This window comes from Candidatus Leptovillus gracilis, from assembly GCA_016716065.1.
GTDB lineage: Bacteria > Chloroflexota > Anaerolineae > Promineifilales > Promineifilaceae > Leptovillus > Leptovillus gracilis.
This window is the reverse complement of the sequence record JADJXA010000002.1, coordinates 694,317-716,931: the sequence shown is the minus strand read 5'-3', so window position 1 is coordinate 716,931 and position 22,615 is coordinate 694,317. Positions and strand designations below refer to the sequence as shown.

The following is a 22,615-nucleotide window of genomic DNA, read 5'->3' as shown; positions in this document are numbered from 1 at the left end:
ACTGAACAACCCCTCCCATTCACTATTCCCCCGCCCCCTGCACCTGCTGCAACCACGTCTTTAACTGCCGGTAAACGGCCGCTGCCCCCACCAGATGCGGCTCGGTCAGTTCTAGCTCAGAGGGGTACAGCAGAAACGGCCGTGTCTGATACCCCCCCAACCCGCCATGACAACCAATCAACTCCTCAAACGCCGCCACTTCATTGCTTGCCGCATCATAAAAGCTGTTCAGGTAAATGTCCGGCGCGTCGGGAAATTCGTCGTAGCGGCGCAAATGGTCGGCGGCATGGAGACCAAAGCCGGTCAGTGGGTTTTCGCCTTCAATGTGGTCGGTGGCGAGATAGTAACGGCCGTTCTGCCCAATCACCACCGGCCCATGCTCCGCTGAATGCACCATCAGCCAACCCACCCCTTCATGCTGCGCCAGGCCGGCCAATAAACCAGGGTAAATGCTCTCAATCTGTTCCAGAGTCGCCCGTTTTTCCAACCGGGTCCCATAGACCAACCCCAAATTGCCCGATGCCAACACCAAAATTTGCGCGTCTGCCGCCAGTTCTTCATCTTCCTCATCTGGCCCCAGGTTCACCCCATCACCGTCGGTCTGGCTTTGCGTCACCCGCTTCAGCGCTTTGCTAGAGCGTTTATCATTGCGGATAGCATCGTTCACCAACACATTCACGTGCCCCCAGGCTTCGTTACTTTCCATGATGCCCTGAACGCGAAATGCCTGGGCGGACTGCTGCACCAACTGCTGCAAATCGAGGCCATACCGCTGCTTAAACGTCGCCCCACCGCTCTGGCCGTGATCAGCCAGGACAACCAGATGATACGGCCGTGGCGCATCCTCCGCCGCGCTCTGCAAACGGGCAAACTGGCGGTCCAACTTCCGCAGCGTATCCAACGCATCCACCGATTCCACACCCGAATGATGGGCCACCTCGTCGTAGCCCACAAATGTGGCATACGCGGAAGAGACCCCGGCATACATGTCGCCAATCAGGGTATAAATGTTCAATTCGCGCATGATGACGGTGGTAAACACGCGCAGCAGTGGGTATTTGCCGCCACGCTTCTGCTTATCCAAAATCGGATACACATTATTGCGCCGCGCCTGCCAGAACTGCCATTTTTCCAACATCAAATCCCACACCATCAGGAGCAGGGTGCGCGTCAGGTTGTAGGGATTGACAAAGTAAGCGTAAAAATCGGTCAGATGTAGGCGCGACAGGTCTTTCATGGTGCTGGCGGTCATGCTGACGATGGGCGCGTCGCCAGACAGCAGATTACCCCGGCTGGCCCCCTGGTCCACCAGCAGGCCGTTGCCATCAGAGTGAACCTGTTCCAGGCGCGCCACCTCGCGCGGGCTGCTGGAGGAGATCACTTCTTTGCGCTGGCGGTCGTACCAACGAAACGCGGGGATGTTGTGGTTGTTGCCGTGTAAAATACCAGCCTGACCGGCCGAAGTTTGCGAAGAGAGGTCTGTTTCCCACTCCGTCAATACATGATTGCCCTCTTCAATCCACTGTTTCAGGGTTGGGGCGTAGCCATCACGCATCGCCTTTTCCAGCACCGGCCGGGCCAGACCATCTATCTCCAAAAACAGAAAGCCAGGCACGTCGCTTTTTACCGGGCGCGCCATCCGCTTAACCCGCCGCCGGACGACGTTGCGATACCACGAGCTGTCGTCGTCTATGGTCAGCAGGGAACTGGCGATGGTGTTTACGGCCGTTAACCCCAACGCCGCCAACACCGCCGACCCCAGGCTATCCACCGCAAAGCCATCCACCAGATCAGCCGCCAGCAGGATAATCACCCCGTTCAGAGCCAGCGCCGCCAACCCCAACGTCAGCACGGCAAAGGGCAGAATCAGATAACTCAGCAGCGGCCAGAGCAGCGCGTTGAGCAAACCAATGGCCGCCACGGCCACAAAGGCGGCGGCCACGGTGTCAACCTGCAACCCGGTCATCAGCAGATTAAGCAGCAGCAGGGCCACCGCTTCAATCAGCCAGATGATGAAAATGCGAATCAGGGGATGTTGTCCGTGTAAGCGTTTCATGTGTCTCCATGATTGGCGAACCTGACATCTCCAGCAGGCTGTCGAAGAACTCAGGGTAGGTACACGGATTGAACGGATTTGACGGATTTTTACGGATAAATCACCAGAAAATCGGTGTAAATCCGTTAAATCCGTGTCATCCGCGTATCCATTTCTACTTTTCCGACAACCTGCCAGTGAGCGATCAGGTGGCAAGCAGGTGATGATACAGGTCGGTGGTAACGGCCGTTGGCTGCACCCCCAGTTCCCTTTGCAAACAATCCACACAACGATGATAAGCGCGCAGCGCCTGCGCCCGATTACCCAGATGCTGGTAGGCCAACATGATCAGCCGGTAAGCCTGCTCCCAGCAGTTGTCCTGAGCCAGAATCACCTGGCACACCTGAATAACCTCTTCCCACAGCGCGGCGTTGGCTAATGCCTGCGCCAGCCGGTCAGCCGACCGCAAATAGAGGGCGATGAGCCGTTCGCGCTCCTCACTGCACCATTCCTCATAGCGGCATTCACTCAGAAAATCACCCTGGTACAAGCGAAGCGCCTGGCGGTAAGCATGAATGGCTTGGGCGACATCCGTTTCCAGGCAGGCGTCGCCGGCGGCCGCAGCTTCTTCAAAGGCAGCCACGTCCAGCCACACATCCGCTTCCGGGCGCAAACCATAAAGCGCGCCGTCGCGCAAGACAAACGCCGATGGCGCGCGCGCCGGACGCCGCGGTTCAAGCGCCTGGCACAGCGCGTTAAAAGCAATTTTGAGATTGCGACGGCCGTTTTCCGCATCCAACTCCGGCCACAACAAATCAACAATCTGGTCCCGGTCTAACACATCGCGCCGGTGGGCCAACAAAAGCTGCAACAATTGGCGCGCCGCCTTGCGCTGCCAATCGCGCGTCGTCACCAATTCCGCACCGCGCCAGACAACAAACTGCCCCAATGTTTGCAGACGCAGTTGGTAGCCCGGATGCAGCGTCAGGGCAGACAATCCCAATTGTTTCAGCAAATTCTGGGCGTAAGTCGCTTCGATGTCGGCGTCGCGGGCCGCCAGCAGCAGCGGAACCAGGGCGCGCGTATCTGGCGGCCCCACAATGGTGCGGCGCGTAAAGAGATAATCGTAGCCATACACGCGGGTCAGACGCAGCAAATCGGCCAGAGCAGGCAGCAGCAGTTTGGTCGCTTCCTGGCGATGCCAGACCAGGCAGTGCCACAGCAAAGCCAGCGCCTCGCCGTGTGTATCGCTGCATTCGCGTAGGGCTAACAGGGCCTCCGCCAGTTCGCGGTTGGCGTCGGTCATCTGGTCGGCCAGGGCATAACTCGCGCCCAACGACAGGCGAATGAGTGCTTCGATCCATTCATCACCGGCGCTTTGGGCGATGGCAATGCCCTGATCGGCGGCATGGGCAGCTTCGGCCAGGTGGCCGCGAAAGCCATGTACCTGGCAAATACCCCAATACGATTCCACTTTCAGACGCGGAACCATCAACGTCTCGCTGATGGCGATGCTCTGTTGAAAACAGCGGAACGCCTCTTCGTAGCCTTGTTCGTCTTTTTGCAGCAGCCAGGCGTGTCCCTGGCGCATGTGGCCAACGGCCGTAATAAATGGCGATTGCAGCATTTGCCCCCGCTGCATCCCCTGAACGGCAAACGCATGAGCTTGTTCTTGCTCGCCCTGAAACGCCAGGACCAACGAGAGCAGCAGCGGCGTCTCTCGATGGGCGCGGGGACGCAGCACCGGCTCTTGCTGTTCCTGGCGGACGCGCTCTTGCAACAGTTGGCGCACTTCGGCCAACCGGCCAGTACGCAGCAGCACGCGCATAGACAATTCCGCCTCGGCCGGCCCCTCCTGGCGTAAATCGCGCGCCTGTTGGCGATATGCTTCCGATTCTTCCATGTGACCCAGGTTGAGCATATTTTCGGCCAGCAGTTCCAACAGGCGAGCGCGGCTTTCGCGGTCTTCCAGGCCATCGGTGATGCGCATCGCTTCGTGCAGCAGTTGTTCCGCCTGGCTGGGGTTGACCGTATCCAGGTAGACGCGGGCCTGGCCGCGCAGCGCCTGGCCTACTTCGCGCAGATTGCCGTAAGCGCGGGCGCGGGTCTCGGCCTGCTGATACCAGCCCAGGGCTTCGTCGAAGCGGCTGTGCAGCCGGGCCACGTCGCCCAGGCAAACCAGCAAGGCGGGATGGATTTCCAGCACGTCGGGAGGCAGGCTGCCAATCCAGCTTGCCAGTAAATGCAGCCGACCGGCGCGGACCATACGCCGGCCGGAATCGTCGAGGATAACGGCCGTTTCTTCAAAATCGCCGGCCGCCAACAGGTGGTGGATGGTCGCCTCTTCATCGTTCTGCTGGTGGTAATAGGCGGCGGCGCGCCGATGGAGGGTTTGGGCGACGGCCGTGTCTAGTTGGTTGTGCAGCAGTTCGCGCAGCAAATGGTGGTAACGCAGCCGGCCATCGCCGGTGTTGGCGATGAACAGGCTGGTTTCTTGCAGGTAACGCAAGATTTGTTCGCTGTCGGTGGCCTGGCGTAAGGCGTTACAGGCAGCGGCGTCCATTTCACGCAGTACGGCCGTTTGCCGCAAAAACGCCTGAATGTCTGGCGCTTGCTGCGCCAGCACCTCCTGTACTAAAAAGCTAAACAGATCGCTGCCAGAGCCAGATAGTTGGTCCAATGCCCCATGCAGCGTGGTTTGGGCGTCACTTTGCCAGCGCTGCCACACCAACTGCAAGGCGATGGCCCACCCTTCGCTTTTAGCGGCCAACTGCGCCACCTGGTCGGGCGTCAATGCCAGGCGGTACTGTTCCTGAAAAAGCGCCTGGATTTCAGTGGGGGTGAAGGCCATCTCCGCCTGGTTAATTTCCAACATCTCGCCGCGCACTTGCCAGTTCAGCCAGGAGGGCAGCCGCAGTGGATAGCGGGTTGCCAGAATCGTGTGCAGGTTGGCCGGAGCGCGTCCAATCAGCCGGTCTACAATGCGCAGAGCGTCGCCGGCCGCTTCTAGCAGGTGAACATCGTCCAGCACCAGGAAAACAGCCGGGGCATCGCATTCAGCCAGGGCGTTGCTGAGCATGTCTACGGCCGTTGCCCAGGGCAGCGGCGCGCTGCTGCGGTCCCACGTTTGCAAAAAGGTCAGCGGGGCGGTGGCAAACCCGGGCAGGGCAGCGGCAAAGCCATGATACAAATGCAGCAGCAGCCGCAGCGGGTCCACGTCGCCATCATCCAGGTGATACCAGACGAGATGGGGGGTAACGGCCGTTAACGCCGCCAACGCCGTACTTTTGCCATAACCCGCCCCGGCCTGCACCACCGTCAGCCGGTAGTCGGCCGCTTCCAGCAGGCGCTGCGTCAGCCGGGCGCGCACCAGCGTCCGTCTGGCCGGATAAGGCGGCATCAATTTAGCGCGAACGACGTAAACGTCTGGATACACAGGGCAATCTCTCTCAGGAATGAAAACTTGAATACCATGTCACCCTGTCACTTTGTCAGGTAAGGCTGGTAGCGCAAGATGAAGATAAGATCGTTGACATTGGTCCCGGTGGGGCCGGTTTGCACCAGACAGGCTGGCGTGCGGTGGGCGGTGTGCTGGTCTAATTGTTGGAAAAAAGGATAGCTGTCGTGGCGGTGTAGGTGGGCAACGGGGTCGAGATGACAGCGGTGGGCGTAGACGGCCGTTTCGCCCGTCACCACCGCCCCGGCGGCCGCGGTGGGGCCATCTTCGCCATCGGTAGCCAGCGAGGACAGGACGACTTGCGGCTGCCCACCCAGGGCGACAGCCGCCGCCAGCGCCGTTTCCAGATTGCGCCCGCCCAGGCCAGCGCCGGATAATGTCACCGTCGTTTCGCCCGCCAGGATGAAGCAGTGGTTGGGCGGCGTGTCTTTGGCGATGGCCGCGGCGACGCGCCCCACTTCGCGCGCTTCGCCGGCCAACTGGGCCGTCAGAATTTGCGCGGTAAAGCCCAATTCGGCGGCGCGGTTCTGCGCCGCCAGGGCCGCCTGCCGCGCATCGCCGACGATGACATGGGCCGCGGGCGGCAAAGCGGCGGGCGGTGGCGGCTGCTGGCTGAGGGCGGCGTGGATGCGTTGGTAAACGGCCGTGTCCAGCCGCTCCGCCACCCCATAACGCGCCAACACCGCCAGGGCGTCAGCCGGCGTGTCGTCACTCACCACCGTCGGGCCGCTGCCGATAACAGGCAGTGGATTGCCCACAACATCACTCAAAATCAGGCTGATGCAGCGGGCCGGCGCAGCCCAACGGCGCAGCCCACCCCCTTTGACGGCGTCCATCTGGCGGCGCACAGTGTTAAATTCCTCTATGGCGCAGCCCGAAGCCAGCAGCGCCCGATTCAGCGCCTGCCAATCGGCCAGCGACACCAGCGGTTGGCTGAGCAGCGCCGACGTTCCACCGGAAATAAGGCAGAGGACCAGATCGTTGGCGGCGGTGGTTTGCAGCAGGGTGTGTACGGCCGCTGCTGCCCGCAAACTGTCTGGGCCGGGCACGGGATGACTGCCGGTATACACGGCAATTTTGTCTGGGGATAGGGTCAGCTCAGCGGGCAGCGTTTTGGCGACGACGATACCGGCGTGCAGCGCTGCGCCCAGCGCCTGGCTGGCGGCCTGGGCCATCGGCACGGCCGCTTTGCCCACGCTGACCAAAAAGATGCGTCCCTGAGCCAGATCATACTGGTGCGGGCCGCTGATGAGCGCCTGGCTCGTAAGATGGAGGTGGGCATGGACGGCCGCTGCCGGGTCTACGGCCGTTAACGCAGCCTGGAATAATGCTAAAACGTGGCGGCGATACTCCTCATAGCGGGGGAACATGGGCGACCTTGTGTCACGGGCTGACGGCGGCGACCGCTTCGGCAGCGGCGACGGCCGGTGTTTTGGTCAAAGAGACCACGTCGAAGACGGCGTTTTCCAGGGCTGGCATAATGATGTTAGCGGTAGACAGCGGCATGGGAATGGCGCGCTGAAGTTCGTTTTGGGCGAAATTGGCATACACATTGTCGTCTGGCCAGACGGCAAAGGCCGCCGGCATAGCCGGTAAAATCCGGCTCTGCTGGCTCCAACTGCCTAAGTTTTCCGGCGTGGTCAGGCTGGCGATCAGCTCGGCGGCCAGCGCTTTTTTCTGCGCATCCGGGGTGGTGATGACCCAGGCCCAGCCGTTAACCAGCACCGGCAGCGGCTCACCCAGGCCGGGGATGGCGGCAAATTGGGGGACATACCCGGCGGAGATGCTTTGCAAAAAAACGTCGGAGGAGGTGAGGGCATAGTCGGTGGAGCCGTCTTGTACCAGGCGCGCGCCATCGGCCAGGGTGTTGATGTTGCTGCTTTGCTGCAAGATGAAGCCGTTGGTACGGCCGTTGTACAACTGCTGCAAAGCCAGGGTCAAGGGTTCTAGCTCCAGGCCAGGTTGTCCGGCTTCGTTGGTCAAACGGCCGTCGGCCGCCAGATAAAATTGCAGCGCCAACCGCGCGCCATCAGCCCCGGCTGCCGGGAAAACCATGTGCCGGGTGGTGTCGGAGATGAACCCACTCCATTCCAGCGGCACGGGTTCGGTGATGACGCTGCTGTATTCCAGGTGCAGCATTTCTGTCAGGACAAAGGGAATGCCAACCAGGTGGTTAGCGTTAAACGCCCAAGTCCGAGCCAGCGGGAACAATTGATCCGCCAGCGCCGGGTCCAAAAAATCCTCCATGGGGAATATGAGTCCCTCGCTGGCGGTGGCGGCCAATTGGGTCGTGGGGATGGCCAGCAGGTCTGGCAAAATGGTCGAGGCAATGTTGCGCCCTGTTCGTAGATAGTTTAAGGCCCCGCCCTGGCCGTTGATCGGCTTTTGTTCAACGATGATTTCCAGGTCAGGATGGGCGCTGTTGAAGGCCAACAGTTGGTCAGACAGGGTGACCGCGCCGGCTTCGGTGCGCGAGGCAATGGCTGGCGGCAGCCAGATGATGAGGGAGTTTCGGGTCGGCGTGACGGTGGGGGCGATGACAAAACTGGGCGTGTTCTGGCTAACCGGCGTCTGTTGGGGCGGTGTGGGGGTGAGGGCAACGGCCGTTGCCACTGGCGCATCGGCGCTGCCGCGCAGGAAATCACAGGCCGTCAGCCAGAGGGCAAAAATGAGAAGTATTTGTATCAGCAGGAAACGTCGCATGGCATCGGCTCGCAGCGCAACCAGTAGTCGTAGGCGGTCATCCGCGGCGTCGTTTTACGACCACTTTGTGACCGCTGTTTTGTAGGTCACCGCCCCTGGCAGGGGCCTACGGAAAACGGCATACGGACTTCGGATTACGGGTACTAATCATCCAGATTGGTAAGGGTGATGGGGTCTTGCTGCGGTTTGCATTGGCCGCACCAGACAGCCCCGGCCACAACAAAGGCTTTGTAGATGTTGGCGGCCGTTCGATAGGTGTGGATGATGTAAGGCATCTCTTGGGCATGGGTTTTGCATACCGCCCGGCCACAGAAACGGCAGATCGCGTGTGACGGCCGTTCACAAATCCAGCATTCCATCAGATCACTCGGTTAAATCCAGGTCTTTGTTGGCAAAAAGGTCGGCGGCCAACATGATCAACAGGGTGGCATACAGCAGCAAAACGGCTGGGGCCAACGCCTGGGAGGTGTTAAAACTGCCCACAACCACCGCATCGGCGATGGCCCGAAAAGGCCAAAAAGGCAGGCTGAAAAACTGCTGCAAGCGGCCCACACCATCTTGCTGCAGCCAGCCAGCCAGATTATTGAGGGGTGTGGCCCAGGTCAGTTGGCCGGCGCCCATCAGGGAGCGGCTCAGGTCGTTGAGGCGCAGGATGATCCAGGTGTTCAGGCCGCTCCTGCTGTCTAGGCTTTGCCCAAACAGGAATATGGCGATGAAACCAAAGAGGTAAACACGGGACCAACCGGTGGCGGAAAAATCGGAGGCGTGCAGGGCAAGAACGGCCGTTAACACATTCAGCGCCAACCAGACAGGGGGAATTAGCAAAATCTGGCCCCAGGACAGGTCTGGGCCGCGCAGCAAGGCCAGCAAGGCAACCAGAACTTGCAGGGTGGTCGCAAACAGGAGGGCAGATAAGAGAACGGCCGTGAGATATTCCACCCGACTCGGCAGCCGCACAATCCACGGCGCATGGCCCGCCTGATTCGCTCGTGAAGCAATAGACAATGTGCCTAAAAAGGTCAGGCCGACACCCAACACCGCCAACGCCAAAATATAATAAGAAGCCTCAGGCGTCCGTTGTCCGGGCGGAAATGCCACCCACCAATAAGCCAATCCGCCGAGCAAGTACAACATCCCCGGTAATGAAGCCATCAAACTACGCAAAAAATAATCGGTCAGAGCCACAATACGCTGCGTCATTGCACGGCCTCGGTATAAATTTCAGACAAAGAAACCCGGTTATGCTCCACCCGCAGCACGTCGAATCCGGCTTCCAACAGCATCACCAACACCTGCCGTCGCATCAACATCGCCTCTCCCTTCAAGTAAACCACATCATTTGCCACTTCGATTTGATTTTGCAGGGCGGACAACACACGTCCGAACTCCAGCAATGGCTTGTTAACGCGAATACGAATGTGCGACTGCGCTGCCATCGCCTGCTCAACGCTGTTTACATAATGGACCCGGCCTTGATTCAAAATAACCATATGTGTACACACCTGCATGACTTCGGGCAAATGGTGGGTGCTCATAATGATGGTTTTACCGGCCTGGTGCAGATTCTTAATGCAGGCGTGAATTTCCTCCTGACCAATCGGGTCCAATCCATTGCTCGGTTCATCCAGCAGCAGCAGCGGTGGGTCGCCAATGAGAATCTGCGCCAGCGCCAGCCGCTGGCGCATTCCTTTGGAGCATTCCTTGATTCTTTTGTTGGCGGCGTTTTGCAGGTTAACACGTTCCAGGCTTTCAGTTACAACCCGATTCATCTGCCAGGTGGGCACATTGCTCAACCGCGCCACCTGCCGTAAATATTGGTTCACCTGCAACTGATTAGGAAACAGCAAGCGTTCCGGTTTATAGCCGATTGGCGGCCATGCGCCGCCAGCCGGACGAACGGTTCCGGCCGTTGGCGAGATAATGCCCGCAATCAGCTTAAACAGGGTGGTTTTACCGGCGCCATTTGGTCCCAACAAGCCGACTACTTCACCGGCGGGAATCTGCAAGGAAACATTATTAAGCGCGGTAAGGTTAAAGTATTTCTTGGTGACGTTTCTGATTTCGATCACGAGCTGACCTTACAATCAATCCATATTCATGTCGTTTACACGCCGGGTAGTTTACCACAGGCAGAACGGGTGGCAATGGTTGTCTGTGGCAGCAGAGACCTATCAGCTCTCCGTTAGAGAAGCGGTTGCAGATTCGACGCCGATCCGGGAGGCTGTTATAATGCCCGCTTGGTTCTTCTGGGACTCGCCTTAGCCCGGCGATGCTCCTGGTAAAACATAGATTACTTAAAACTTAAAGAGGTAGCAGACATGCAAACATGGGCCCCCTATTTGGGAGTAATTCAAATTATTTTGGCGATTGTGCTGACCATTCTGGTGCTGATGCAAACCAAAGGTGGCGGTCTGGGCAGTTTTATGGGTGGCAGTGACAGCGGCGGCAATTTCCGCACCCGCCGCGGCGTCGAGGCGACCATCCACCGCGTGACAATTGCCGTTTCCGTTCTTTTCTTCATCAATACGATCGTGGCGTTCCTGGCCTGGGGCCAGATCGTTTAGCGGCCCGCGCATCGGCCTGCGTTCAGGCAGCGAAGCGAGAAACGCAAAACAAAGCGCCACTGATCGGCGCTTTGTTTTGCGTTTTTATGTATCATGAGAATAAATCTTCGGTGGCAGTTGTTGCTGGCAGTTGTCGCTTTTGCTCTGGTTATCTCATTGGTAACATTCCAGGTGCAGTCGGACAGTTTTTGCTCGGTGAGGGTTCCGGCGGCCGGCGGCGCATTTGTGGAGGGGATTGTTGGCGCACCGCGCAGCCTGAACCCACTGTTAAGCGATGCGTACCCCGTTGACCGTGAGCTGACCAGCCTGATTTTTGATGGGTTAACGCGCTATGACGCTTCTGGCGTGTTGGTCCCGTCGCTGGCCGAGGGCTGGACGGTAAGTGAGGATGGCTTGGCGGTGCAGTTTACCCTGCGCCAGGATGCTTTTTGGCATGATGGGGAGCCGGTAACGGCCGTTGACGTTCTCTACACCATTGGCCTGCTGCAAGACGAAGCCTTCCCCGGTTCACCCGCTCTATCACAGTTCTGGCGCACAGTTGGCGTCAGCCTGGTTGACCCCTACACGGTGGAATTTGTACTGCCGGAATTGTATTCCCCGTTTTTAGACGCCACCACGCTCCCCATCTTGCCCGCCCACTTGTTAGCTGACGTAACGGCCGCCGAACTACCGGACGCCGCCTTTAACCTGGCTCCGGTGGGCACAGGGCCATTTATGGTGGACCCCAGCCTGAACTGGCAGCAAAACGGCCGTCTGCGGCTCATCCCCAATCCGGCCGATTGGCGTCAGGGGACACAAATCGCCGCCTTAGAATTTCAATTCTTCCCCGACGATGCCGAACTCATCAAAGCCTTTGCCGCCGGCGCGATACACGCCATCAACCGGGTCAGCGCCGACGCTCTGCCGGCTGTGGCTGCGCTGCCGCAGGTGCGGTTGTTCACCGCCCCGGAACCAACGTACAGCGCTCTCTGGTTTAACGTAGGCCAACCGATCAATGAATTGGGGCGGACGCTTTCCGGCCGTCAGGCATTGGCGGCGGTGCTGGACCGCGCGGCGCTGCTTGATGTGGCCTTAAATGGGCAGGGATTGCTGTTTGAAGGCCCTTATCTGTCCTCCAACTGGGCCTATAATCCGGCCATTTCCACGGCAAAGGCGTACAGCCCGGCGACGGCCGCATCGCTGTTGGACACGGCCGGCTGGACCTTTGCCGCCGATTCACCACTGCGGCAAAAAGAGGGACGGCCGTTAAGCCTGACACTAATTGCCCTGGCCGCGCCCCAGCCGACGGCCGTCGCCCAGGCCATCCGCGACCAATGGGCGGCGCTGGGCATCGAGACACAAATCACCCTGGCCCAAGACGTGACCGAACTGCGCCAACTGCTGGCCGATGGCGCCTACGATGTGGCTCTGCTCTCCTTTACCCCGTCTGGCGACCCCGATTTGTATGATTTTTGGAGCCAGGAAGCGATCATTCGTGGGCAGAATTACACCGGCTGGAACAATCGCCGCGCCAGCGAAGCATTGGAGCAAGGGCGGCAGGTATGGGGCATGGAGGGGAGACGGCCGTCTTACGACGCCTTCTTGCGCTATTTCGACCAGGAAATACCGGCCCTGACGTTGTATCAGGATGTGACGACGTATGCGCTGAGTACGGCCGTGAACAAAGCTGAAATTGGCCTCATCAACCAGCCCCGCGACCGCTACAAAACGCTGGCCGATTGGTTCCTGTTGTACCGTGACGTAACGGTGGCTTGCCCACCGGGCGAGGGAGAAAACAATTAATACGGCCGTTACTTAAAGCCACTTTTTGTTATAATGGCTTGGGGAAAAGGCAAATAAGATAAGTTTTTGCGTAACGGCAGGACGATTTTGCAGATCGTCCTCAAGGCGATTGGAAAACGGAAAATCGCTTGATAACCCCTTGAAGAACATTCGGAGAAATAACATGCCAACTTTAGGTGGATGGGAATGGGTCATTATTTTAGTGATCGTGATTCTAGTTTTCGGTGTCGGTCGAATTAGTAAATTGGGCAGCGAATTGGGCAAAGGCATTAGTGCTTTCCGCACAGGGCTGCAAGAAGGCCAGACCAACAACGCCAAGAAAGATGAAGAGGACAAGCAGCCCAAATCGGACTAGTATCCGTATTCGGTAATCCGTATTCTGTAGGGGCGCTTCTGGTAAATAGTAACGGGAAATGGCATTCGGACTTCGGTATATGGCTGTTAGACGCCAGAACAACCAGGAAGCACTCAATCATTTGCGTACAAGTTGACGGCTGATTATGGATAGTTTTTTTGGCATTGGCGCGCCAGAGCTTGTTCTTATCTTGCTGCTGGCGGGTCTGGTAATGGGGCCGCAGCGTATCCGTCAGGTGGCCCACTGGCTGGGCAAAACCACGGCCCAGTTGCAGGCCATCGCTCGCGGTTTTTCGCGCCAACTGAACGCGGAATTAGACGCGGTTGACGGCGGCGAAGACGTGCGCGCGGCCATGGAGGAAGTGCAAGAACTGCGCCGCCAAATGGCGGAACTGCGCCGTGACGTAACCTCGATAGCTGTGCAGCCATTTGAAGACGGCCGTCGCGGACTACAAAACAGCCAAAAAGCCATCGGACAAAGTATCAAACCCCCAAATTTAGGCGAACCGACGCCGGCCGATACCCAAACGACCCTGCCCAAACCGGTAAACGTGGTAGATGACCCCGACTAATTCATGAGCAAAACTGAAGACACTCAAGAAAGATTCATTGAACAATCCGTGCTGGAACATCTCAATGAGCTGCGCAAACGCACCACCTGGGCGGCTGTGGCGCTGATAATTGGCACGGTAATTAGCTTCATCTTTGCCCAAGACCTGCTGCTGTTTTTGCTCCGACCCTATGATGCGCAGTTGCAAACCCTGCGCCCCACCGAAGGCATCGAAACCTTTTTTAAGGTCGCCCTGGTATCCGGCTTTATCGTTTCCATGCCAGTGATTCTTTACCAATTCTGGCTGTTTATTGCCCCCGGCCTCACCAAAAAAGAGCGGCGTTACGTTTATCTGTTTATACCGGCTGCCCTGAGCCTATTCTTGCTGGGCATTTTGTTTGCCTGGTTTGTCCTGGTTCCGGCGGCCGTTGCCTTCCTTTCCTCATTCATGCCTGAAGTGTTCAGGACCGAATGGACTGGTCAAGAATACATCAGCTTCATCCTGGCAATGCTCTTCTGGCTAGGCGCAAGTTTCCAGATGCCGGTGATCATTTACCTGCTGTCCATCGTTGGGCTGGTGAATGGGCCGATGCTGCGCGACCAATGGCGCGTGGCCGTGGTGGGCGTGGCCGTGCTGGCGGCGGCCATCACCCCGTCCATTGACCCCGTAACCATGCTGCTGACGATGGCCCCCCTGCTGGTCCTTTACTTTTTGAGCATCGGTCTGGCATACATTGGCTACCGGCGGTTCGAACGTTCGATGGCGATTGAGAACGATCAGACCAGTGATTAACCAGGAATAGGATTTACCACAGGAAAGCTCAGAGAACCATAAGGGTTCGTTTGCAATTAACTTTGGAGTTTCCAGATTGGACCAATCTTGGAGATTGGTCCAATCTCACCAGGTTAAAAACATATGAACCATAAGATTTTTCGTCAATCAAGTCGGCAGAGGTTTCTCATGACTGGAATGCCCACCCACCACCCGCCCCATCAAGGCCAGCCGGTGCTGACGGCTGGCGCGCCGTTGGCCCAGGCCAAAGCGGCGATGATTCTGGTACACGGCCGTGGCGCTTCCGCTGCCGACATCCTCACCCTGGTCCCGCAATTGCAGCAGCCCGATTGGGCCTATCTGGCGCCGCAGGCAGCCGGCAATACCTGGTATCCCTACAGCTTTTTGGCTCCCATCGCCCAAAATGAACCGGGGATTTCGTCGGGGTTAACGGCCGTATCCGACCTCCTCGCCCTCATCTCTGCCGCCAACATCCTGCCAGAGCGCATCATTCTGCTTGGTTTCTCGCAGGGGGCTTGTCTGGCATTGGAGTTTGCGGCGCGGCACGCTCGCCGCTACGGCGGTGTGGTGGGCCTCAGCGGCGGCCTTATCGGGCCAGACGACACGCCGCGCGACTACGGCGGCTCGCTGGCTGGTACGCCGGTTTTTCTGGGGTGCAGCGATGTGGATTTTCACATTCCCAAAGCGCGGGTGGAGGAAAGTATGGTTGTTTTACAGCGGTTAGGCGGCCATGTCACCATGCGCCTCTATCCCGGCATGGACCACACCATCATCCAGGACGAAATCCTGTTTGTGCGCCAGATGATGGCCGAAGTGGGGCAGCATGTCTGAAGAACCACCACCCACACCAAATGAAGAACGGCCGTCTTTTGGCGAAGAAGTCTGGACCTTTCGCGGCTACCAGATGCGTTCGGGCGAGTTTAACACCGCCATGGTCCATTTCTACCGCGCCGAAGTGCAGCGGGCCAACGTCTGGCGCAACCGGCTGGATACCACCACCAATTGGGCTGTGGTGGCGGCCGGCGCGGCCATCTCCTTCACCCTTTCCGACCCCGGCAACAACTTCGGCGTGATCATTCTCAACACCCTGCTCGTCACCCTGTTTTTGTGGATTGAGGCGCGGCGCTATCGTTATTATGAACTGTGGAGCCTGCGCACGCGCCTGATGGAGACCGACTTTTTTGCCGCGATGCTCATCCCCCCGTTTGCGCCACACCCGGAATGGGACGAAGCGCTGGCTGAAAGCCTGCTTCAACCCCAATTTCCCATCACCGTGTGGGAAGCGTTCGGGCGGCGGTTTCGGCGTAACTATCTATGGATTTATCTGATCCTGGCTGGTTCCTGGGCGCTGAAAACGTTTCTGCATCCAACCCCAGCGGCGACATGGGCCGAATTTGTGTCTCGTTCGGCTCTGGGAACCATTCCCGGAGAAATCGTTTTGTTGATCGGCTTGCTCTTCAACGGCATTATCTTTGCTGTGGGTTTTCTGAGCCTTTCGCTGACCGAGGCGTCGGGTGAAGTGCTGCCCAAGTATCCTCGCTTTCCCAACTTTTGGTCGCCTAAAAAAGGGGCGCCGGCAAGCGCCGACACACTACGGTCCAATTGGATAGATGCGCTGCGCCCGGCGCGTCAGCGGCAGCAGCTGCTGGTGCTGGTGGTCGCCCAGAACCCACAAGCCATAGCCGACCGGGTGCAAAAAGAGATGAATCGGGGAGTAACTGCCTTGCACGGGCGCGGGATGTACCACAAGCAAGATCGGGACGTATTATTGATCGCCGCCAGCGTGCTGGAAATTGCCGGTCTAAAAGCCATCGTCCGGCAGGAAGACCCGGACGCCTTTGTGATTGTGACCCCGGCCAAAGAGATTCTTGGCGGCGGGTTTCAGCGGTTTACGGACGATTGATCGCAGGGGCTTTCTGCAGCTCCTGAGGGACCGGGGCTTGAACGCTTAACGCAAATCTTCCGGCCCGATGCGTATCATATCGTCGTCCCAATGGTCAGGGGCAGACGGCCGTTTCGCCAACAAATAAGCCGCCACGCCACCACCGACAAAACCAAACAGGTGTCCCTGCCAGGAAATGCCATTACCCTGGGGCAGCACGCCCCACAACAGACTGCCATATAACAGAAAGACCAGCACGGCCCACAAGACGGCCGTTAAACTGCGCTCGAAATATCCCCCCAAAACCAGAAAACCAAAATAGCCAAACACCAACCCGCTGGCGCCAATGTGAACCGAATTGGCCGGGCCGATCAGCCAGGTTCCCAGGCCGCTAATCACAATGGAAACAATCGTAACAACGGCAAAGGTGCGCGTGCCACGCAGCAGCACAAACCAGCCCAACACCAGCAGCGGAATCGTATTGGCCATCAGGTGGGCAAAGCTGCTGTGCAGCACCGGCGCAAACAAAACGCCTTGCAAGCCATCAAAATTGCGCGGGCGAATGCCATACATATTCAGCCCACCGCGAAAAATGAAGACGTTGACCAGTTCAATCAGCCACAACAAGGCCACAAAACCGCCCAAAATGATCAGGTGCGACTTGAGTGTCTCGCCGATTTCGCGCAAATTGGTGTCTCGTCCATTATTGCTGGGGTAGTTGTCTTGCATCAGGTACTCTCCACAGTTAATCGTTTTGCGTTATGCTGAATGCAATACGTGCTGGAGGTTGTTGGGTAGCGAATGAATTATGGGTCTCTGATGAATTCTGAGGTTGCCACAGCAAAGCTCAGAGAACCTGAATCGTCTGGCGGCCAACGACGCGATGGGTATACGGATGGAACGGATGTGACGGATTTTCACGGACAAACCAGAGAAAAATCCGTCTCAATCCGCTAAATCCCTGTCATCCGCGTATCTATTTCTAAAGGGGGATAACGGCCGTATATCCACACCCACTCATCGCCTCCAACCCATTTTCCGTCATCAGGCACAGCTCTTCCAGGCGAACGCCGCCCCAGCCCGGCACATAGATGCCCGGCTCCACCGTGACAACCATCCCGGCGGCCAACGTGTGCGCCGTTCCGACCGGCGTGAAGGTGAAAAATGGCCCTTCGTGGATGTCCAGCCCCACGCCATGCCCCAACCCGTGGCCGAAGAAGTCGCCATACCCGGCTTCCTGGATGACACTGCGGCCCAGCGCGTCTACTTGATTGCCGTTTTGGCCGGTGCAGGCGTGCTGCAAAACGGCCGTTTGCGCCGCCCGCACCACCGCAAAAATCTGCTGAAACTGCGCGTCTGGTTCCGCGCCCAGGAAAAAGGTGCGGGTCAGGTCGCTTTTATAGCCGTCCACCTGCGCTCCCATGTCCACAATAAGCGCATCGCCAGGTTGTAACGGCCGTTCCCCAGGATGATGGTGTGGCAGAGCGGCGTTTGGCCCACTGGCGACCAGCACGTCAAAGGCCATTGCCTCTGCACCCGCCTGGCGCATCACCTTCTCCAATTCCCAGGCCAGCGCCCGCTCCGTCTGGCCTGGCTTTACCAACTGGGGAACCAGAGCCATCGCCCGGTCGGTGATGGCCGCCGCCGCCCGAATGTTTGCCAGCTCGCTGGCGCTTTTGCGCTGGCGCAGCGGTTCCAGCGACGGCGCGATGGGAACCCAGGTAATGCCTTCCACCTTCTTCAGGCGGTCGGCTTCGCTGAGCGTGGTGTGGTCGGCTTCCAGACCGATGGTGGCTGTGTTGACGGCCGTCAGGTATTTCTGGTTGTCCTCATCGGTGCGGTTGTGCCGGAACAGGCTGAAATGAGGCGCCTCAGCCTGCGCCTGCTCCCAATAGCGGAAATCGGTCGCCAGCAGGGCCTGCTCCTGGGTTATCAGCAGGCTGCCAGCAGAGCCTGTGAAGCCGCTCAGCCAGCGCCGGTTAGCCGGACTGGTGATGAGGATGGCCAGGGCGTCCCAGGTGTGCAGATGTTGGCGCACGGCCGTTAACCGCGCCATCAATTCGTCTGGTTGAGATGGAATGTTCATAGGTTCTTTCCAATTGATTTCGCACTCCGCATTCCGTAATCGGCCTACGGCTTACACCGCCCAATCTCCGTCGTCAAAATCGCCCGCAAAACGGCCACCGTCGTCGCATACGTGGCGTCCATGCCAAAATAAGACAGATTTTGCGTGCCCAGATTTTTGCCCTTGCTAAAGGGCGTATCCGAAGCATAATGCAAAATTCCTACAGGGAATGGGTTATTGTACAAATTCACAATCTGGTCATAGGGATGACGCTTGGGACGTACCATCTCGTAAACACTACTTAGATATGGTCCTGCTTCCATCTCCATGTCTGTATATCCCTCCTGGTAAAAAACCGACATGTAGCCTTCGTTCTGCAAAAACGTGCCTGGCACAGTTATGGCCTTCTGGTTGTCCATCACCGAACCATACACCAGATAAGGAGCCACGTCGTCGGCGGCGAAGCAGTTGTCGAACATGTACGTGTTCAGCGAATGTTCGTCGTGGACCACGCTGGGGATCATCACATCGCCGATGCCACCGTTCAGGGTAGCCGCTTTACCCATGACGTACACGCCGCAAATTTCGTCTACGTTGCGGGCAATTTCCGTCAGGACCTGGTAAGCGGCCATACCCAACGGGTAATCTATATTGACGATGAGCGCCTGGCTGTGGGCCAGTTTCTCAATGCCGGGCACAGACAGGCGGCTGTCCATCTGGGTCACATCCAACTGGTTCAGAGCAATCACCTGGACTTCAATGTCGAAGGCGTGTTCGCTGGGGACGCGGGTGATGCCCACCAACCGCTCGTGGGCCAGGCGGTCTTCGCGCACGCCAGGGTGGGCGCTTTCGTACTTTTTAAGGACGTAGTAGAGGAAGTTCTCCAGGCTGCTGGGGATGTTGCGATCCACAATGTCGCGGTACTCTTGCCGCAGTTCTTGGGAACCGCTGGCGCTGAGAAAGAGTTCCAGCGCCCGTTCAATTTGCAGACCAAAGCCGCTCAGCATGTTGGGCAGGCTGTGGGGATTGCTGGAAACAAAATAGACCGGCCGTTCATCGAAGGCGATGTGGGGTGTGGTTTTTTCCACGTTGCGCCACCAGCGCCGGGTGGCCCGTTTGTAATCGGCCAGTGACCCGGCCAATGATCGGATGGCGATTTCGCTGCGGTTTTGGGCGATGTCCAGCAGTTTATCTGGCAGCCGCGCCTGCCAGATGCGGGTTAGTTTGTCCAGGTCTTCGGCGGGAATGCCAGTGGCCTCAGACAGTCGGGCCAGATGGTCGGCGGAGGGTTCTTGCCCGGCCGATTCGCTGCTAATTTGCTGCAAGAGTTGTACGGCCGTTGGCCGATGCAGCAAATTGTACAGTTTGCGCCGCTCAATCTGGTAGGCCACCAAAATGGGAACCAGGTCATCTATGTCCGAGCGGCTGGCAATGTAAACAGCCAGTGTAGATTGGCCGTCGAAAAAGCTGCGCCGCCGCCGGCCCGGCGCACCCACCTGCGTCCACGATTCCACCTGGGGGTAGCCATGCTCGGCAAACACCCGCGCCGACTGGCCCATAACCACCAACCGCACGCGATCTATACAGTCGGGCACGCGCAAGATGGTGTAGAGAAAAGCGGCCATGTCAATGGTCGGCTCGTCGGCATCCACGTGCAGGGCGGAATTCATCCGCTTGTGGGCTTCTAGCAGGGTTTTGAGCTTAACTTCGCGGGTGCTGCGCAGTAGGGAATAGTACGTCCGCAGGTAGAGGTTGATTTCTTCGTTGCCGGAACTGGGAACGGTTCGGTCCATAAAACTCCTACATCGTCAATTGTCAATATAAACATGTCCGCTGCCGGGGGTGACTGCGCCGACGACAACGGCCGTATCACATCCCGCCTGCATCGTCGCCACCTGGTCTGGCGACACAGCCACCAGCAATCCGCCAGAGGTTTCTGGCGTCCAGAGCATGTTTTGCACCAGTTCTGTGACGCCTTCAGCAAAAGTGACGTGGGGATGAAAAAAGAGCTGGTTATTGCCCCGCCCACCGGGGAACGCACCGGCTTCGCCATAAAGCAGCGCGCCAGGCAGCCAGGGCAGCTTGTGGGCTAAGAAACGGAAGTCTACACTGCCTTGCGCGGCCATCTCGTGGGCATGGCCCAGCAGGCCAAAGCCGGTGATGTCCGTCATGGCGTGGGCCTGGGCGCGCAGGGCCGCTTCTGACGCTTGTCGGTTGAGGGTACTCATGGAGACAACGGCCGTTGCCACATGCGCCGGATCGGTAATCTGTCGTTTCAGGGCGGTGGTAACAACACCCACACCCAGCGGCTTGGTCAGCAGCAGCACATCGCCGGGCAAAGCGCCCCCTTTGCGCTTCACCAGCGCCGGGTCAATCATGCCGGTGACGGCCAGGCCATACTTCGGTTCCTTGTCGTTGACGCTGTGGCCGCCCGCGATGACGCCGCCCGCTTCGGCCACTTTCTCCGCGCCGCCACGCAGCACCTCGCGCAGCACATCCCCGGCCAGATTGTCTGGGAAAGCGACCAGATTAATGGCAAACAACACCTGCCCACCCATCGCATAAATATCCGACATGGCGTTGGCAGCGGCAATCGCCCCAAAATCGTAGGGGTCGTCTACCACTGGCGGGAAAAAGTCGGTGGTGGAAATAATGGCCTGGTGGTCATTGATCTGATATACGGCCGCATCGTCGGCTTTTTCCAGGCCAACCAGCAGGTTGGGATATTTAGTTGGGTCGAAGATTGCGCGTAATGGCTGCAACACGTGCGCCAGGTCCGTAGGACTCAATTTAGCCGCTCAACCCGCGCAGGAAGCATACGCCGTCAGGCGAATTTGTTTGCCGGTCATGTGGGTTTCCTATCTGTCCCGTGTTTATGTTTAGTATCCGGTATCCAGTGTTCAGTGTTCAATAGGTGCAAACTACTGAACACTGAACACGGACCTTCGTCGCCAATTGTTAATGGTAACTGAACGTTTGGTCATGGGAAGTATACCGGATGCCTACGGGCGGGCAATTGCAATTGACGGCTGAATCTGCGAAACTATAATCGCCTATTGTCCTGTTAGGGAATACGTTTCCCTGATGGGCACGGGAAGACCTATGATCAAACGATTTCACATTTCTGAATTTGAAGCACGGGCGCAGCGGTTGGTGGAAGGCTCTTTTGGCCGGCTGTTGGGCGGCGAACTGGAGTCTTTGGATGTCGCTAACCTTCTGGCAAAAGCGTTGGAAGACAGCCGGGAAGACGGCCGTGTGGCCGACATCTTCACCATCTCCTTGCATCCGCAAGACACAGCCCGCATTTTGGCCGAGCAGCCAGACATTGAGCAAACCCTGGCCGATTACGTGGCGCAACTGGCGCGGCAGTCCGGCTGGCGGCTGCTGGCACGGCCGTATGTCACCCTGGCAGCCGACGCCAACAACTCGTCCCACGCGGTGAACGTGTTGGCCGAACACAGTCAGGCCGTCCACCCCACTACCGAATTTCAGTCGCCACGCCAGGAAATAGACGGTGCCGCGCAGGAAATTCTGGCGGCGCTGCGGGCCGTGGACGCCTATTTGATTGTAGATGGCGAGCGGCACGTGGCGCTGGACCGGCCGTTGATTGGCCTGGGACGACGCATGGATAACGAAGTGGTGCTGGATACGCCAACCATCAGCCGCCGCCACGCGCAAATTCGCTGGCGCTACGGCCGTTTCGTGTTGTATGATCTCAGCAACCGGCCAGGGCGAACGGCCGTCAACGGCCAGCCGGTGCAGGAATACGCCTTGCAGCCCGGCGATGTTATCGCCCTGAGTACGATCAAACTCATTTACGGTGAAGGTCAGGACCAGCCAAACGGCAGGCATCGCGCCGACCGGGCATTTGTGGAAGAGGAAACCCGACCTCGCTCTGGCATTTCAATGGGGTCATGATGGATCCGCTGATCGTTTTGTTTTTTCTGCGCATCGCCACCGCCGCCCTGTTGTTAGGGTTGTTAGGGCTGTTTGCCTGGCTAATTTACCAGGATTTGCTTCTGACGCGGGCGGTTCTAGCCATGCAGCAGCAAGTAACGGGCGGTTTGCGGGTGGTAAAGAGCGAGTCGGGCGAACCGGCAGTGGATAGGGTGTATGCGTTACGGCCGTTAACCAGCATCGGCCGGACCAAAAGCAGCATCATTTTGCTGGATGACGGCTACGTCTCCAGTGAACACGCGCTGATCGTGCAGCGGTTTGGGCAGTGGTGGTTGGAAGATTTGGGCAGCCGTAATGGCACGCTGCTGAATGGCGCGCCGCTGGAGGAAACGGCCGTACTCAGCGCCGGCGACATCATCAGTATCGGTGGCACAGAATTAAAGGTGGAACTGTAACCCCACTATCCGTGTCGTGGGCGAATTTGCGCCGGGTGAGCAGGCTGTTTCTCGTTTGTTGGATGGGTTTGTGGTGGA

General features: G+C 58.3%; 20 protein-coding genes. 9 read left to right on the top strand and 11 right to left on the bottom strand.

The annotated features are described in order from the left end of the window. Window positions 1-22: 22 nt before the first annotated feature. The 7 genes from IPM39_07520 to IPM39_07490 all read right to left on the bottom strand — a co-directional run bounded on the left by IPM39_07520 (window position 23) and on the right by IPM39_07490 (window position 10,264). A complete protein-coding gene (locus tag IPM39_07520; GenBank protein ID MBK8985918.1) occupies window positions 23-2,056 on the bottom strand; it encodes a phage holin family protein in 2,034 nt (677 codons plus the stop codon). Window positions 2,057-2,240: 184 nt separating this feature from the next. Next, window positions 2,241-5,471, bottom strand: coding sequence for a transcriptional regulator (locus tag IPM39_07515; GenBank protein MBK8985917.1), 3,231 nt, complete (start codon window positions 5,469-5,471; stop codon window positions 2,241-2,243). A 47-nt stretch (window positions 5,472-5,518) separates the two neighbouring features. Next, entirely contained in the window at window positions 5,519-6,862 is a 1,344-nt protein-coding gene (locus IPM39_07510; GenBank protein MBK8985916.1) for a DUF4147 domain-containing protein, read from the bottom strand. Between the two features lie 13 nt (window positions 6,863-6,875). Then, complete coding sequence (locus IPM39_07505) at window positions 6,876-8,195, bottom strand: extracellular solute-binding protein (GenBank protein ID MBK8985915.1); 1,320 nt, start codon at window positions 8,193-8,195, stop codon at window positions 6,876-6,878. Window positions 8,196-8,338: 143 nt separating this feature from the next. Beyond that, window positions 8,339-8,554, bottom strand: coding sequence for a hypothetical protein (locus tag IPM39_07500; protein ID MBK8985914.1), 216 nt, complete (start codon window positions 8,552-8,554; stop codon window positions 8,339-8,341). Between the two features lie 4 nt (window positions 8,555-8,558). Further along, window positions 8,559-9,395 carry a hypothetical protein gene (locus tag IPM39_07495; protein MBK8985913.1) on the bottom strand — a complete coding sequence of 279 codons (837 nt, stop codon included), beginning with the start codon at window positions 9,393-9,395 and terminating at the stop codon, window positions 8,559-8,561. Continuing rightward, window positions 9,392-10,264: an ABC transporter ATP-binding protein gene (locus tag IPM39_07490; GenBank protein MBK8985912.1), complete on the bottom strand. Its 873-nt coding sequence runs from the start codon at window positions 10,262-10,264 to the stop codon at window positions 9,392-9,394. Before IPM39_07490 ends, IPM39_07495 begins: the two co-directional genes overlap by 4 nt. A 249-nt stretch (window positions 10,265-10,513) precedes the next feature. Here IPM39_07490 and secG point away from each other — a divergent pair, with 249 nt between their 5' ends. The 7 genes from secG (at window position 10,514) to IPM39_07455 (ending at window position 16,141) form a co-directional block, all read left to right on the top strand. Then, window positions 10,514-10,759: a preprotein translocase subunit SecG gene (secG, locus tag IPM39_07485; GenBank protein MBK8985911.1), complete on the top strand. Its 246-nt coding sequence runs from the start codon at window positions 10,514-10,516 to the stop codon at window positions 10,757-10,759. 93 nt (window positions 10,760-10,852) lie between these two features. Further along, window positions 10,853-12,541, top strand: a complete 1,689-nt coding sequence (locus IPM39_07480) for a peptide ABC transporter substrate-binding protein (protein MBK8985910.1) — start codon at window positions 10,853-10,855, stop codon at window positions 12,539-12,541. Between the two features lie 163 nt (window positions 12,542-12,704). Next, the gene (gene tatA / locus IPM39_07475) at window positions 12,705-12,896 is read left to right on the top strand and encodes a twin-arginine translocase TatA/TatE family subunit (protein ID MBK8985909.1); all 192 of its coding nucleotides are present in this window, start codon (window positions 12,705-12,707) and stop codon (window positions 12,894-12,896) included. 145 nt (window positions 12,897-13,041) lie between these two features. After that, the gene (locus IPM39_07470; GenBank protein MBK8985908.1) at window positions 13,042-13,467 is read left to right on the top strand and encodes a twin-arginine translocase TatA/TatE family subunit; all 426 of its coding nucleotides are present in this window, start codon (window positions 13,042-13,044) and stop codon (window positions 13,465-13,467) included. 3 nt (window positions 13,468-13,470) lie between these two features. Next, window positions 13,471-14,238, top strand: coding sequence for a twin-arginine translocase subunit TatC (tatC, locus tag IPM39_07465; protein ID MBK8985907.1), 768 nt, complete (start codon window positions 13,471-13,473; stop codon window positions 14,236-14,238). A gap of 177 nt (window positions 14,239-14,415) precedes the next feature. Next, window positions 14,416-15,069 carry a dienelactone hydrolase family protein gene (locus tag IPM39_07460; GenBank protein MBK8985906.1) on the top strand — a complete coding sequence of 218 codons (654 nt, stop codon included), beginning with the start codon at window positions 14,416-14,418 and terminating at the stop codon, window positions 15,067-15,069. Then, window positions 15,062-16,141: a DUF2270 domain-containing protein gene (locus IPM39_07455; GenBank protein MBK8985905.1), complete on the top strand. Its 1,080-nt coding sequence runs from the start codon at window positions 15,062-15,064 to the stop codon at window positions 16,139-16,141. Before IPM39_07460 ends, IPM39_07455 begins: the two co-directional genes overlap by 8 nt. A 45-nt stretch (window positions 16,142-16,186) precedes the next feature. Here the strand turns inward: IPM39_07455 and IPM39_07450 are convergent, their stop codons facing one another. From IPM39_07450 to selD, 4 genes are all read right to left on the bottom strand, one after another. Next, window positions 16,187-16,849 carry a rhomboid family intramembrane serine protease gene (locus tag IPM39_07450; GenBank protein MBK8985904.1) on the bottom strand — a complete coding sequence of 221 codons (663 nt, stop codon included), beginning with the start codon at window positions 16,847-16,849 and terminating at the stop codon, window positions 16,187-16,189. Window positions 16,850-17,102: 253 nt separating this feature from the next. Continuing rightward, window positions 17,103-18,206, bottom strand: coding sequence for an aminopeptidase P family protein (locus IPM39_07445; GenBank protein MBK8985903.1), 1,104 nt, complete (start codon window positions 18,204-18,206; stop codon window positions 17,103-17,105). A gap of 44 nt (window positions 18,207-18,250) precedes the next feature. After that, window positions 18,251-19,978 carry a hypothetical protein gene (locus IPM39_07440; GenBank protein ID MBK8985902.1) on the bottom strand — a complete coding sequence of 576 codons (1,728 nt, stop codon included), beginning with the start codon at window positions 19,976-19,978 and terminating at the stop codon, window positions 18,251-18,253. 15 nt (window positions 19,979-19,993) lie between these two features. Then, on the bottom strand, window positions 19,994-21,034 hold the full coding sequence (gene selD, locus IPM39_07435) for a selenide, water dikinase SelD (GenBank protein ID MBK8985901.1): 1,041 nt from the start codon (window positions 21,032-21,034) through the stop codon (window positions 19,994-19,996). Window positions 21,035-21,287: 253 nt separating this feature from the next. Here selD and IPM39_07430 point away from each other — a divergent pair, with 253 nt between their 5' ends. Then, complete coding sequence (locus tag IPM39_07430; protein ID MBK8985900.1) at window positions 21,288-22,103, top strand: DUF3662 domain-containing protein; 816 nt, start codon at window positions 21,288-21,290, stop codon at window positions 22,101-22,103. Continuing rightward, window positions 22,100-22,537 (top strand): FHA domain-containing protein, encoded by a 438-nt coding sequence (locus IPM39_07425; GenBank protein ID MBK8985899.1) that lies wholly within the window; start codon window positions 22,100-22,102, stop codon window positions 22,535-22,537. Before IPM39_07430 ends, IPM39_07425 begins: the two co-directional genes overlap by 4 nt. Window positions 22,538-22,615 lie beyond the last annotated feature (78 nt).

Excerpts from the sequence above, each read along its gene's own strand:
- IPM39_07520 (MBK8985918.1), bottom strand. The coding sequence starts at position 2,056 with ATGAAACGCTTACACGGACAACATCCCCTGATTCGCATTTTCATCATC.
- IPM39_07510 (MBK8985916.1), bottom strand. The coding sequence starts at position 6,862 with ATGTTCCCCCGCTATGAGGAGTATCGCCGCCACGTTTTAGCATTATTC.
- IPM39_07505 (MBK8985915.1), bottom strand. The coding sequence starts at position 8,195 with ATGCGACGTTTCCTGCTGATACAAATACTTCTCATTTTTGCCCTCTGG.
- IPM39_07500 (MBK8985914.1), bottom strand. The coding sequence starts at position 8,554 with ATGGAATGCTGGATTTGTGAACGGCCGTCACACGCGATCTGCCGTTTC.
- IPM39_07495 (MBK8985913.1), bottom strand. The coding sequence starts at position 9,395 with ATGACGCAGCGTATTGTGGCTCTGACCGATTATTTTTTGCGTAGTTTG.
- secG (MBK8985911.1), top strand. The coding sequence starts at position 10,514 with ATGCAAACATGGGCCCCCTATTTGGGAGTAATTCAAATTATTTTGGCG.
- IPM39_07480 (MBK8985910.1), top strand. The coding sequence starts at position 10,853 with ATGAGAATAAATCTTCGGTGGCAGTTGTTGCTGGCAGTTGTCGCTTTT.
- tatA (MBK8985909.1), top strand. The coding sequence starts at position 12,705 with ATGCCAACTTTAGGTGGATGGGAATGGGTCATTATTTTAGTGATCGTG.
- IPM39_07470 (MBK8985908.1), top strand. The coding sequence starts at position 13,042 with ATGGATAGTTTTTTTGGCATTGGCGCGCCAGAGCTTGTTCTTATCTTG.
- tatC (MBK8985907.1), top strand. The coding sequence starts at position 13,471 with ATGAGCAAAACTGAAGACACTCAAGAAAGATTCATTGAACAATCCGTG.
- IPM39_07460 (MBK8985906.1), top strand. The coding sequence starts at position 14,416 with ATGCCCACCCACCACCCGCCCCATCAAGGCCAGCCGGTGCTGACGGCT.
- IPM39_07455 (MBK8985905.1), top strand. The coding sequence starts at position 15,062 with ATGTCTGAAGAACCACCACCCACACCAAATGAAGAACGGCCGTCTTTT.
- IPM39_07450 (MBK8985904.1), bottom strand. The coding sequence starts at position 16,849 with ATGCAAGACAACTACCCCAGCAATAATGGACGAGACACCAATTTGCGC.
- IPM39_07445 (MBK8985903.1), bottom strand. The coding sequence starts at position 18,206 with ATGAACATTCCATCTCAACCAGACGAATTGATGGCGCGGTTAACGGCC.
- IPM39_07440 (MBK8985902.1), bottom strand. The coding sequence starts at position 19,978 with ATGGACCGAACCGTTCCCAGTTCCGGCAACGAAGAAATCAACCTCTAC.
- IPM39_07430 (MBK8985900.1), top strand. The coding sequence starts at position 21,288 with ATGATCAAACGATTTCACATTTCTGAATTTGAAGCACGGGCGCAGCGG.
- IPM39_07425 (MBK8985899.1), top strand. The coding sequence starts at position 22,100 with ATGATGGATCCGCTGATCGTTTTGTTTTTTCTGCGCATCGCCACCGCC.